This is a genomic window from Neisseria animaloris (assembly GCF_900637855.1).
GTDB lineage: Bacteria > Pseudomonadota > Gammaproteobacteria > Burkholderiales > Neisseriaceae > Neisseria > Neisseria animaloris.
Window position 1 is genome coordinate 1120215 of sequence record NZ_LR134440.1, and the last position, 13006, is coordinate 1133220.

At 48.9% G+C, this 13006-nt stretch carries 12 protein-coding genes and 1 pseudogene; 11 read left to right on the forward strand and 2 right to left on the reverse strand.

The window, feature by feature from the left end; genetic code table 11:
* Positions 1 to 48: 48 nt before the first annotated feature.
* Together EL216_RS05275 and EL216_RS05280 are read right to left on the reverse strand one after the other, a co-directional pair.
* Positions 49 to 1494 carry a dihydrolipoyl dehydrogenase gene (locus EL216_RS05275; protein ID WP_085389257.1) on the reverse strand — a complete coding sequence of 482 codons (1446 nt, stop codon included), beginning with the start codon at positions 1492 to 1494 and terminating at the stop codon, positions 49 to 51.
* 179 nt (positions 1495 to 1673) lie between these two features.
* Positions 1674 to 2411, reverse strand: a complete 738-nt coding sequence (locus EL216_RS05280; RefSeq protein WP_085389256.1) for a glutathione peroxidase — start codon at positions 2409 to 2411, stop codon at positions 1674 to 1676.
* A 440-nt stretch (positions 2412 to 2851) separates the two neighbouring features.
* Between EL216_RS05280 and EL216_RS11285 the strand changes: the two are divergent.
* The 11 genes and pseudogenes from EL216_RS11285 to pta all read left to right on the forward strand — a co-directional run.
* Positions 2852 to 3205: pseudogene (locus tag EL216_RS11285) on the forward strand (C40 family peptidase); the annotation flags it as partial.
* A 122-nt stretch (positions 3206 to 3327) separates the two neighbouring features.
* Positions 3328 to 3861, forward strand: coding sequence for a septation protein A (locus tag EL216_RS05285; protein WP_085389255.1), 534 nt, complete (start codon positions 3328 to 3330; stop codon positions 3859 to 3861).
* Between the two features lie 4 nt (positions 3862 to 3865).
* A complete protein-coding gene (locus EL216_RS05290; protein ID WP_085389254.1) occupies positions 3866 to 4156 on the forward strand; it encodes a YciI family protein in 291 nt (96 codons plus the stop codon).
* A complete protein-coding gene (locus tag EL216_RS05295; RefSeq protein ID WP_085389253.1) occupies positions 4156 to 4437 on the forward strand; it encodes a BolA family protein in 282 nt (93 codons plus the stop codon). The genes EL216_RS05290 and EL216_RS05295 overlap by 1 nt, the downstream gene beginning before the upstream one ends.
* 16 nt (positions 4438 to 4453) lie before the next feature.
* Complete coding sequence (locus tag EL216_RS05300) at positions 4454 to 5326, forward strand: peptidylprolyl isomerase (protein ID WP_085389252.1); 873 nt, start codon at positions 4454 to 4456, stop codon at positions 5324 to 5326.
* 21 nt (positions 5327 to 5347) lie between these two features.
* On the forward strand, positions 5348 to 6106 hold the full coding sequence (locus tag EL216_RS05305) for a peptidyl-prolyl cis-trans isomerase (protein WP_085389251.1): 759 nt from the start codon (positions 5348 to 5350) through the stop codon (positions 6104 to 6106).
* Between the two features lie 352 nt (positions 6107 to 6458).
* Entirely contained in the window at positions 6459 to 6671 is a 213-nt protein-coding gene (rpsU, locus tag EL216_RS05310) for a 30S ribosomal protein S21 (protein WP_003680926.1), read from the forward strand.
* A gap of 124 nt (positions 6672 to 6795) precedes the next feature.
* Positions 6796 to 7242: a GatB/YqeY domain-containing protein gene (locus EL216_RS05315; protein ID WP_085389570.1), complete on the forward strand. Its 447-nt coding sequence runs from the start codon at positions 6796 to 6798 to the stop codon at positions 7240 to 7242.
* A 54-nt stretch (positions 7243 to 7296) separates the two neighbouring features.
* Complete coding sequence (dnaG, locus tag EL216_RS05320) at positions 7297 to 9072, forward strand: DNA primase (RefSeq protein ID WP_085389250.1); 1776 nt, start codon at positions 7297 to 7299, stop codon at positions 9070 to 9072.
* Between the two features lie 150 nt (positions 9073 to 9222).
* Positions 9223 to 11178, forward strand: a complete 1956-nt coding sequence (gene rpoD, locus EL216_RS05325; RefSeq protein WP_085389249.1) for an RNA polymerase sigma factor RpoD — start codon at positions 9223 to 9225, stop codon at positions 11176 to 11178.
* 278 nt (positions 11179 to 11456) lie between these two features.
* Complete coding sequence (gene pta / locus EL216_RS05330; protein ID WP_085389248.1) at positions 11457 to 12965, forward strand: phosphate acetyltransferase; 1509 nt, start codon at positions 11457 to 11459, stop codon at positions 12963 to 12965.
* Positions 12966 to 13006: the final 41 nt, after the last annotated feature.

A 13006-nucleotide genomic window follows, 5' to 3' on the forward strand; every position in this document is an offset into this window, starting at 1 on the left:
CAGTTAAAAAGGCCGTCTGAAAATTTCAGACGGCCTTTTACCATTTGCTTAATCACCCACGCATTCGGCACATTCGGTATGCACTTCGCCCAATTTCAGCTTGCCGTTGGCATCGCGCAAAGCGGTACGCAAACCTTCTTCGATTACCGGATGATAGAAAGGCATATCCAGCATTTGCGGAACCGTCATTTTCTGTTGATGCGCCCATGCCAGCAAGTGTGCCAGATGTTCGGCAGCCGGGCCGACGATTTCCGCACCGATAAACAGGCCCGTGCCTTGCTCGGCATACACGCGCATATGGCCTTTGTTGACCAACATCACGCGGCTGCGGCCTTGGTTGCGGAACGATACTTCGCCGATAACCACGCATTCGGGGTTTTTATAACGCTCCATCACTTGTGCGTATTTCAAACCGATAGAGGCAATCTGCGGGCTGGTAAAGACTACGCCGATGGTGCTACGGCGCAAACCGTTTTGAATATTAGGGTATCGTCCGGCGTTGTCGCCTGCAATTTTACCTTGATCGCTGGCTTCATGCAGCAACGGCAGCTGGTTAGATGCATCCCCTGCGATAAAGATGTGGGGAATGCTGGTTTGCATGGTTAACGGGTGGGCTTTGGGTACACCGCGGCTATCCAATTCAATATTGATGTTTTCAAGGCCGATATTATCGACATTCGGACTACGGCCAATCGCAGCAAGCAGATAATCGGCAGTGAAAACTCCGCTTTCTCTGTTTTCAGTCCAGCTGATTTCCACTTCACCCTTACTGTTCAACTTAGCCTCGGTTCGGGCATCCAAATGCAATACCAATTCTTCACCGAATACGGTTTTGGCTTCTTCCAATACCACCGGATCGGAAATACCGCCAAGCATACCGCCGACGCCGAAGATTTCTACTTGCACACCCAAGCGGTGCAAAGCCTGGCCAAGCTCCAAACCGATAACGCCGGGGCCGAATACGGCAACACGCTCAGGCAGGGTATCCCAAGAGAACACGTCGTCGTTGATAATCACTTTATCACCCAAAGCCCGCCATTGTGGCAACACAATGGGGCGCGAACCGGTAGCAATGACAATACGGTCAGCTTTGATTTGGGTGTGATCGTCGATTTGAATGGTATGTTCATCAATAAATTTGGCCGCGCCCATAATGCGCTTGTCGGCAGGCCACTCTTCCACATCGTTTACCACAAAGCCGACAAAACGGTCGCGCTCCGATTTTACGCGGTTCATTACTTCTTCGCCGTTAACGGTAACGCTGCTTTTATCTAAATGAACACCGAACGGATCAGTATGCAAAGCGTGATGGCGTGCTTCAGCAGCGGCAATCAGCAGCTTGGAAGGCATACAACCCACACGGGCGCAAGTTGTACCAAATACGTTGCTTTCAATCAGATAAACATTGTCGGTGTGAAAACGGGCATTGCGGAATGCCCCCATACCGGCAGTGCCGCCACCGATAACCACTACATCAGCTTGAATCTGTTTCATATTGTTTTTCCTTCAATAGGCGGTTCCCCGCCGCTAAAACTAAGAGTTATTCAGGCAGTATCGTCCGCATAGGCCCGCGACTGCCTGAATAACCCTTAAGCTATTCAGACGGGCCGTTTGGAAGCGAATTTTAGTGAGTTTCGCTAAAACGGCCCGGTTTGTATATCCACTAAATCAAATTAGTTTTTAGCCAAATAAGCTTCCAAATCTTCGCTGCCGCCGATGTATTTACCGCCGATAAATACTTGCGGAGCAGTTGCTTTACCGGTAATGGCGCGTACGGAAACGATACTGGCATCTTTGCCCAATACGATTTCTTCATAAGCCAAACCTTTAGCGTCCAATGCTGCTTTGGCTTGGGCACAGAATTGGCAGCCTGGTTTAGTGAAGATAGCCACAGATTCTTGAGCTTTCCAATTCGGAGCAATGTATTTCAACATAGTGTCGGCATCGGAAACTTCAAAGGGGTCGCCTTCTTTTTCTGGTTCGATAAACATTTTTTCGATTTTGCCGTCGTTTACCAGCATAGAGTAACGCCAAGAACGTTTGCCGAAACCTAAGCTGTCTTTATCAACCAACATGCCCATGCCTTCGGTAAACTCAGCGTTGCCGTCCGGAACCATGATGATGTTGTCAGACTCTTCGTCGGCAGCCCAAGCGTTCATCACGAAAGTGTCGTTCACAGATACACACAAAATGCTATCCACACCGTTTTCTTTAAACGCTTTGGCCAATTCGTTATAACGGGGCAGATGAGTAGAAGAACAAGTGGGGGTAAATGCGCCCGGTAAAGAGAACACCACTACTTTTTTACCTTTGAACAAATCATCGGTGGAAACATCTTTCCAAGAATCACCTACGCGGGTGTGGAATACAACGCTCGGTACTTGCTGACCGGTACGATCTACTAAAGCCATTTTGATACTCCTGTCTTTAAAACGTTTAAATGAAAGGGATTAAAAATAAATTGCAATAGAAAATTTTAACTTATGTTTTTCAATCTGAATAATTTATAGTTCAAATAACGTACATTATGAAAAACTATGCCATTGATTAAATTAAACACAACAATCAGACTAGAATAAATATATAAGGCTGCTTCATAAATAAAGCCAGTATGTTTTACGGAAATTTACAGATTCCTTCAACTTACTCCACTCTTCCCTCTTCTACCCTACAAACAGATTTTTTTCTTTTATATTCAAAATTGTATCAACATGATAAAATCATATCAAACATTCTGTATAAAGCCTTTTCGTAGACTGTTCTGTATTATTGCTTACACCCTTGCGGCAGCAGCCTGAAAATACCTCAAAAACAAAACCAAGCAAACCGCCTACAAAACACAACCTTTGCACCTTACCGTTACAGAAGTAGCACCATAGCTACTGATTTCGGTTGCAGCGGCATGGTTCAGTTTGTGTATAAAAATGCATTGAAGTCAACCTGTACCGCACCGCTCGCGATATGGCAGCCGCTTCCCACCTTATTCCGCAAGGCCGTCTGAAAACAAGCGATCTCGTCTTTTTCAATACCAGCGATTCAAGCAAATTCATACATCGGCATGTATATCAGTAACGGCGAATTCATTCATGCACCGTCCAGCCGCGGCGTTATCCGCACCAAGAAGCTCGCCAACCCATACTACTGGAAGCGTGTTATTAGCGCACATGCGTTTTTTGACAAACGCCGCGCAAAGTGCAGATGGTGATTTTCAGACGGCCTGAAAGCCGTCTTTTGAGTTTTTCAGAGCTTTTCATTATAAATAATGCAAAAGCCAGCTTCTGGCTGTATCATAGGTATTTATCCAACCTAACGTGCACCTTTAATAATATGAAAGTATTAAGCGATTTAATCGCCGTTATCCTGTTTTTCCTTACTTATACCTTTACCAAAAATATCGTTTGGGCAACCGCCGTCGCATTAGTCATCGGGGTATTGCAGGCTTCTTTCACATGGGTAAAACACAAAAAGCTCGACACCATGCAATGGGTAAGTTTGGTTTTAATCGTCGTGTTCGGCGGAGCCACCATTGTATTGCGCGATGCCCGTTTCATTATGTGGAAACCGACCCTACTGTTTTGGTTCGGCGCATTGGCATTAGGCATCAGCCACGCCCTAAACAAAAACGGCTTGAAATCCATAATGGGCAAAGAGTTGAAACTCAGCGACGACATCTGGCGCAAGCTCACTTGGGCATGGATTGCTTTTTTAATCTTCATGGGCACTGTAAATCTCGCCGTTGCCTATACTTTCTCTGAAGCCCAATGGGTAAACTACAAACTCTTCGGCTCAACCGGCTTGATGATCGTATTCTTTATCGGACAAGGCCTTTACCTGAGCCGCCATTTACCGCAGGAGAATTGATTTTATGGAATATTACATGTTGCTTGCCACCGACGGCGACAACACGCACGAAGCACGCGCCGAAGCGCGCCCCGCCCACTTGGCACGCTTGGAGGCCCTGCAAGCCGAAGGCCGCCTGCTCACCGCCGGCCCCACCCCGCTCCCCGACGAACCGGAACGCGTTTCCGGCAGCCTGATCATTGCAAAATTCGCCTCATTGGATGACGCGCAAGTATGGGCGGAACAAGACCCGTATGTAGATGCCGGTGTATACAGCGAAATCCTGATCAAACCTTTTAAAGCCGTATTCAAATAATGAGCATGGAACAGATTATCGAAGGCCGTCTGAACACATTAGCACCCCAAGTGTTTGAATTTCGAGATGACAGCCACCTTCATGCCGGACACGCAGGCAATACCGGCGGCGGCCATTACGCCGTTTTGGTTGTCAGCGAAACCTTTGCCGGCCTGAGCCGAGTGAACCGCCAACGTATGGTGAAAGAACTGTTGCACGATTTATTTTCAGACGGCCTGATACACGCCTTAAGCATTAAAGCGGCCACACCCGACGAATATTTCAACCATCCCAACCCTTAAATTTAAAGAGCTTCCCATGAAAAAAACCTACTTAATTTCCGCACTGATGTTAACCGCCTTAGCCGGCAGTTTGGCTGCCAAAACACTGGTTACCGTGAACGGCACCCCTATCGACAGCAAAACCATTGACGAACAAGTAAAAATGCTGCGAAGCCAAAACAAACAAATCCAAGACACTCCCATGTTGCGACGCGACTTGACCGAACGCCAGGTAATGCTGACGTTGACCAACCAAGAAGCCAAGCACCTCAAACTGGATCAAAGTGCCGAATATAAACAGGCACTCGAACAATCACGTGCCGCCGCCAAACAACAGGGAGCTGACAAACGTCCCCAGTTCAAACAACAATGGGCCGCTTATGAAAGCGAATTACTGCATCAAGCCTTTATTGCCCATGTAGTACGCAGCAATCCCGTTCAAGAAAACGATGCCAAAGCCGCCTACGACGATTACAGCAAATTCTATAAAGACAGCCAGGAAATCCAAATGGGCGAAATCATTACCCGTAGCAGCGGCGATGCCCAAAAAGCCATTGACGCCCTGAAAGCCAAACAAAGTTTCAAAACCGTCGCCTCCCGCTACACCATTGATCCGCAAGGTAAGCAAAACGGCGGTATTGCTCCGATTTACGTCAATCTAAAAGACTTGGAAGCCAATGCTCCCGCACTGTATACCGCAGTTAAAGACCTGAACAAAGGCGGCTACACACAACCGATACAAAGCGGTGACGGCCTATTCGGTATATTCTATGTAAATGACAAACGAGCCTTCAATGTTCCGTCTTATGAAACCGCTAAAAACAACCTGATGCAGGATTTGCAGGCCGCCCGTGTTGATGCTGCCATCCAAGCCCTGTATCAAAAGGCCAAAATTCAAAACGCAAAATAAGTCCGAACCGGAAACCAACCAATGAAACGCAAATACACCATTTTGATGAGTGCCATAATCGCAGCCACTACCGGATTCGCGATTGCCAAAGCTCCCGAAATCGAACGAGGGCGCATTGACAGCATGGTGGCCCAAGTATTGAAACAGGGCGACAACACCCCCCACTCCACTCAAAAACCCGACGGTGCAGCCATACGCAAAAACGTGATTGTCCAGCTGCAAAGTTTTGAAGTGCTGAAAAACGAAGCCTTCAAAATCGGCCTGAACAAAGACCCAGAAGTACAAAACCAGTGGAAAAATCTAGAGGCTCAGTTTTACGCTTCGCAATATGCCGCCTATCTGGAGCGCAACACCCAAGTGAACGAAGCCGACCTGCGTGCAGCCTACGACCGGCAAACCAATACGGTAAAACTCCAGCAAGTGCAATTTGCTACAGCAGCGGAAGCCCGCAGTGCACAAGAGTTGCTGCTGAAAGGTTTGTCGTTCGAAGAACTGATGAAACGCTATCCCAACCCCGAACAGGAATTTGACGAGTTCATTTTCCCGCAACAACTTCCTCCCGAATTAGGTCAAGTAATCGCCCCGATGACCCGCGGCCAAGTTACCGCTGACCCTGTTAAATTCAACGGCAAATTCTATCTGTTCAAACTGGCCGCCGTGGAACGCAGCCCCGAAGCACCTCCGTTTGCTCAAATCAAAGACCAGCTCACCCTTCAGGCCAAACAACAGAAGGTTCAAGAGCAAATCGAAAAACTGCTGAAAGAAAACGGTGTGAAGTAATCCTTGCCGTTTCCCGCAGGCCGTCTGAAAGCACTGTCTTGTTTTCAGACGGCCTGTCCGCTTACCGGAACACCTGAAACCGCCACCGCAAAACACCACGCCCCCCAAATCAAAACAACTGTTTTCTTGACAAGAACACCTGCCGATAAGATAATTCAAAAATTCATTGCAACCGTTTTATACGGTTGAACCTATTTCTACGGCAGCCGAACCATGCCGTTTCGTTAGGAGGTGATGTTTTACATCACGGCGCGTATCCCGCCGCAACAGCGATACGACAACGAATCAATCCTATTTTAGAAAGGCCGTCTGAAAACAGGCGCCCCAAACGAATTTATTTAAGGAAATAAAAATGCCCGCTATCCGCGTAAAAGAAAACGAACCTTTTGAAGTTGCTATGCGCCGTTTCAAACGCGCCGTAGAAAAAACCGGCCTATTAACCGAACTGCGTGCCCGTGAAGCTTACGAAAAGCCGACTACCGAGCGCAAACGCAAAAAAGCCGCTGCCGCAAAACGCCTGCAAAAACGTCTGCGCAGCCAACAACTACCTCCTAAAATGTACTAATTACAGGCTTTACTCTGTAATCTAAGCAAGACACACCGTAAGGCTCTGCCCTGCGGTGTTTTTGCCTTTATCCGATTTGCTCCGGCACTTTACTTTTTCATCCGATTTCCAAAGCGAACGCAATATGACCCTGAAAGAGCAACTCACCGAAGACATGAAAACCGCCATGCGCAACAAAGACGGCATCACTCTATCTACCGTGCGCCTGATCAATGCCGCTATCAAACAATATGAAGTCGACGAGCGGAGCGAAGCCGATGATGCCAAAATCACCACCATCCTGACCAAAATGGTCAAACAGCGCAAAGACAGCGCCAAAATCTACACCGATGCCGGCCGCAATGATTTGGCCGACAAAGAAAATGCCGAAATCGACGTACTCAACCGCTATCTGCCGCAGATGATGTCCGCCGACGAAATCCGTGCCGCCGTCGATGCCGCCATCGCTCAAACCGGCGCGTCCGGCATGGCCGACATGGGTAAAGTCATGGGCATTTTGAAAACCGATCTTGCCGGCAAAGCCGATATGGGCGAAGTCAACAAAATCCTAAAAGCGGCACTTACCGCCTAACACATAAGCAGAGGCCGTCTGAAAACTTTTTCAGACGGCCTCCGACAGAGAACCATGATACCCAGCGAATTCATAGACGAGCTGCTCGCCAAAATTGATATTGTCGATATTATCGACGAACATGTTCCGCTGAAAAAAGGCGGCGTGAACTATATGGCCTGCTGCCCGTTCCATAAAGAAAAATCGCCATCGTTTTCCGTGAGCCCGCAGAAACAGTTTTACCACTGTTTCGGCTGTGGCGCACACGGTTCAGCCATCGGGTTCATCATGGAATACCAAGGTTTGAGCTTTACCGAAGCTGTACAATATCTGGCCGACCGCGTAGGAATGACCGTACCTCGTGCGCGAGGCAGACAGGATAACCCCGAAGCGGTGCGCAAGCGTAAAAAAAAGCAGCAAACGCTGGAAGAAACCACCGAAACTGCTGCTGCATTCTATACACAGCAATTAAAGCAAAACCAACGAGCACAAACCTATCTGAATCAACGCGGCTTAAGCCTCGAAGTCATCGAGCACTACGGTTTGGGTTACGCCCCCGACGGCTGGCAGCCGCTTGCACAAGTATTTAATCCCTACCCCAGCACGCCGCTGATGGAAAGCGGGATGGTAATTGAAAAAGACGGCAAGCATTACGACCGCTTCCGCGACCGCGTCATGTTTCCCATCCGCAACCAGCGCGGGCAAGTAATCGGCTTCGGCGGACGCATCCTCGACAAAGGTGAACCCAAATACCTGAATTCGCCCGAAACACCGCTATTCGACAAGGGGCGCAACCTTTACGGTTTGCACGAAGGCCGTGCCGCCATCAAAGAAGCGGGGCGTATTTTAGTGGTAGAAGGCTATATGGATGTGGTTGCACTGGCACAATTCGGCATCGGTTACAGTGTCGCATCGCTCGGCACCGCCACCACCGCCGACCACATCAAACTGCTGATGCGCCAAACCGACAGCATTTATTTCTGCTTCGACGGCGACCGGGCAGGACGAAAAGCTGCATGGCGTGCATTGGAAAACGCCCTGCCGCAATTGAAAGACGACAAATCGCTGCATTTCCTGTTTCTGCCGGAAGAGCACGATCCCGACAGCTATATCCGTGCTTACGGCAAAGAGCGGTTTGAAAATGCCCTGTTGAATCAAAGCAAACCCCTGTCGGAATACTTCTGGAAAGCTCTTTCAGACGGCCTCAACCTGAATACACAAGAAGGCAAAGCGGAATTAGTCAAAACCAGTTCACCCCTATTGGCACAAATAACCACCCCTGCACTAGGCTTCCTGCTTAAGCAGAAGTTAAGTGAAATAGTCGGCATCGAACCCGACGATCTGACCCGCCTGCTGGGACAGGAAGCGCCGAAACGACAAGCCAAACAAAAAAACTACAAGCTGCCTCAGGAAACCTTCCGGCAGCCGCAAATGTCCACACTGGTACAAAGACAAATCCGCAGCCTCTTGATAAATCCGGCATGGGCTGCATATATAGATTTGCCCGAATATCTGGTACTCACAGGCGATTTCGCCTGTTTGGCGAATTTGGCCGAATTGATCAAAAGCCTCCCTACGCCACCCAACAGCGCACAAATTTTGGAACACATGCGCGGCACCCCTTACGAAGCCGCGCTCAACCAAATTTTCCAAAACGCGCTCAACTCCCCCGAGGAATGGGAAAGCAGCAGTGAAGAAGATTGTGAAAACTTCAAGCTCGGCATGAAAAAGTTGCTAAATGAGTTAAAATACGCACAAATCGATATACTGAAACAAAAAAGCCTTCAAACAGGTCTGAGCGATGGAGAGAAAAAACTTCTGCTTACTTTATTGACATCTGCAACACGCTGATTTTCCGGCCGTCTGAAAACATACCCTGCTGCAACCGAGTCGTTTGGACCTATCGCAGAATACCCGTTTTCATCTTTTCAGACGGCCTCGACAGACAGTTGCCTTTCCAATCACGGAAACCCGCTAACCCGTTTTATCATAGAGATGACTATGTCTATCAAAAACACTAACGACAACGAATACGAAGAACAAAACGACAACCGCCCGCTTACGCTCGAAGAGCAGCGGGCGCGTTTGCGACAGCTCATTATCATGGGCAAAGAACGCGGTTACATCACCTATTCCGAAATCAATGACGCCTTGCCCGACGACATGTCGGATGCCGATCAGATCGACAACATTGTCAGCATGATTTCCGGTTTAGGCATCCAAGTAACCGAACAAGCGCCCGATGCCGAAGAAATGTTGATGAGCGACAACACCGCCGGCTTGACCGACGATGATGCCGTTGCGGAGGCCGAAGCCGCCCTTTCCAGCGTAGACAGCGAATTCGGCCGCACCACCGACCCTGTGCGCATGTATATGCGGGAAATGGGCCAAGTCGACCTGCTGACCCGCGAAGATGAAATCATCATCGCCAAAAAAATCGAAAATGCCCTGAAAAACATGGTACAGGCTATCTCTGCCTGCCCCGGTTCGATTGCCGAAATTTTGGAGCTGATCAAACGCATCCGCGAAGATGAAATCAAAGTAGACGAAGTTGTCGAAGCCATCATCGATCCCAACGAGGTATTGCTGAACGAATTGGGCTTGGGTCATCTGGAAACCAATACCCCCATCGACAGCGGCAATGACAGTGATAACGATGACGGCGATAGTGATGATGACAGCGACAGCGACGACGAAAGCAGTGCCGAAGCCATTGCCGCCACCAATTTGGAAGAATTGAAGCAAAAAGTGCTGGAGCATTTCGAGCGTATCCAAGCCGATTACGACAAAATGATTGCCGCCCTCAACAAGCACGACAGCCGCCATGCCGCCTATCTGGAGCACCGTGATGCCATTGCCTCCAAATTACTGGAGGTACGCTTCGCCACCCGCCAAATCGAAAGCTTGAGCAGCAGCCTGCGTGAACGTGTCGAAAATATCCGCAAACTGGAACGTGAAATCCGCGATATCTGTCTCGAACGTGTACATATGGATCGCGACTACTTCATCAGCTACTTCCTGCCGGAAATCACGCGTTTGGACTGGGTGGAAGAAGAAGTGGGCAAAGGAAAAGTATGGAGCAACGCCCTCGACCGTTTCCGCCACGCCATCATCGAGAAGCAAACCGCTCTTTCCGATATGGAAACCGAAACCCGTATTTCCATCGACGAGTTAAAAGAGATCAATAAAAACATGGTTATCAGCGAGAAAGAAACCGCTGCCGCCAAGCAGGAAATGATTCAGGCCAACTTGCGTTTGGTGATTTCGATTGCGAAAAAATACACCAACCGCGGCCTGCAGTTTCTCGATTTGATTCAGGAAGGCAATATCGGCCTGATGAAAGCGGTAGATAAATTCGAATACCGCCGCGGCTATAAGTTCTCAACCTATGCCACTTGGTGGATCCGCCAAGCCATCACCCGCTCGATTGCCGACCAAGCGCGTACCATCCGTATTCCGGTTCACATGATTGAAACCATCAACAAAATGAACCGCATTTCGCGCCAATATCTGCAAGAAACTGGCGAAGAACCGGATTCAGCCAAACTGGCCGAACTGATGGAAATGCCCGAAGACAAAATCCGCAAGATCATGAAAATCGCCAAAGAGCCGATTTCTATGGAAACCCCCATCGGTGATGACGACGATTCGCATTTGGGCGATTTCATCGAAGATGTCAACAATGTTGCCCCGGCAGACGCAGCCATGTATTCGAGCCTGCATGAGGTTACCAAAGAAGTGCTGGAAAGCCTCACTCCGCGCGAAGCCAAAGTATTGCGTATGCGCTTCGGTATCGACATGAATACCGACCACACGCTGGAAGAAGTGGGCAAACAGTTCGACGTAACCCGCGAGCGTATCCGTCAAATCGAAGCAAAAGCCTTGCGCAAACTGCGCCACCCGACCCGCAGCGACCGCTTGCGCAGCTTCTTGGACAGCGAAGAGAACAAACAGTAAACGGCATCCCAATTAAAACGCAGATCTCTATCCGATCTGCGTTTTTTATATACTTTTTCAGACGGCATTGTTTTTTATCAAATTAAATTCATTAACAAGAAAACAAATATTTTTTATCCTGCAAAGCTACAAATATTTCATTCTATTGTATATTTAGCCTATACAGCAATTTAATGAAAATGCTGACAACATTAAAACAGCAATTTTTTGGTATAAAGTCCCGTTTTAAAATGATAAAATCAGAAAAATCCCCCAACCCGGTTTATAAAGGATAAATTATGGCTAGTGTATTGATTGTTCCCGTTTCAACCCGTTCCGACGGCTGGGCCGTTACCCAAGCCGTTGCCGCTGCATTGCCTGATAGCGCAATTGTCCGCGCGATTGACGAAACAGGTGAAGCAGAAAAATTACTGAGTGCCGGCAAAGGCGACGATTGGCTTGATTCTCTGGTTACCCAAGTATCCGGCCTTAATAATGAAAATATTATCATTAAAGGCATTAAACCCGATGCCGAAAAAATCTTCCTCTCGACTCAAAACGTAGAACTCGCATTGTCACTGGATGCCAACGTTGTATTCTCTGTATTCTCCGATAACGGCGATGTCGACTACTTGGTAAACAAACTGAACATTGCCAAACAAGCCTATGCCACGGCTCCCGGCGTATTGGCAGGTTTCATTTTAGACGGTTCGGACGAAGGCATCGGAGCCTCAGTAGCGGAAAAAACCGGCCTGAGCTATTTCGGTTCCGTTGATAAAATCGTGAACACCGATTTACTACTGAAAAAAACCGGCCGCATGTCGCCTGCACAATTCCGCGTGAACATGATGGAATCAGCCCGCAAAGCCAACAAACGCATCGTATTGCCCGAAGGTGCCGAACCGCGCACCGTACAAGCTGCGGCAATTTGCCATGAAAAAGGCCTTGCCCGCTGCGTGTTGCTGGCTCCCCGTGCCGAAGTGGAAGCCGTAGCTAAAGAGCGCCACATTACTTTGCCTGACTCTTTGGAAATCATCGACCCGGCCACCTTAATCGACCAATACGTCGAGCCGATGTGCGAGCTGCGTAAGAGCAAAGGCTTAACACCCGAACAAGCCCGCGAACAACTGCAAGACACCGTTGTACTCGGCACCATGATGATGGCGCAAGACCATGTGGACGGTTTGGTATCCGGTGCGGTACACACCACCGCCAACACCATCCGCCCCGCCCTGCAACTGATCAAAACCGCTCCCGGTGCCAGCTTGGTATCCAGCGTATTCTTCATGCTGCTGCCCAACCAAGTGCTGGTTTACGGCGACTGCGCAGTGAATCCCGAGCCGACTGCCGAGCAACTGGCCGATATCGCCATCCAATCAGCCGATTCTGCCAAAGCCTTCGGCATTCCGCCCAAAGTAGCGATGATTTCCTACTCTACCGGCACATCAGGCTCAGGCCCTGCCGTGGACAAAGTGATTCAGGCTACCAACCTTGTACGTGAAAAACGCCCCGATCTTGATGTAGACGGGCCCCTGCAATACGATGCCGCCACTGTGCCGAGCGTAGCCAAATCCAAAGCGCCCGACAGCAAAGTGGCCGGACAAGCCACCGTACTGGTATTTCCCGATCTGAACACCGGCAACTGCACCTACAAAGCAGTACAGCGCAACGCCAATGTATTGAGCGTAGGTCCGATGCTGCAAGGTTTACGCAAACCGGTAAATGATCTTTCCCGAGGTGCTTTGGTAGATGATATTGTCTACACTATTGCTCTGACTGCTATCCAAGCCGTACAGATGGATAGATAAAAGCTGTTTAAAATATATAAACAGGCCGTCTGAAAATATTC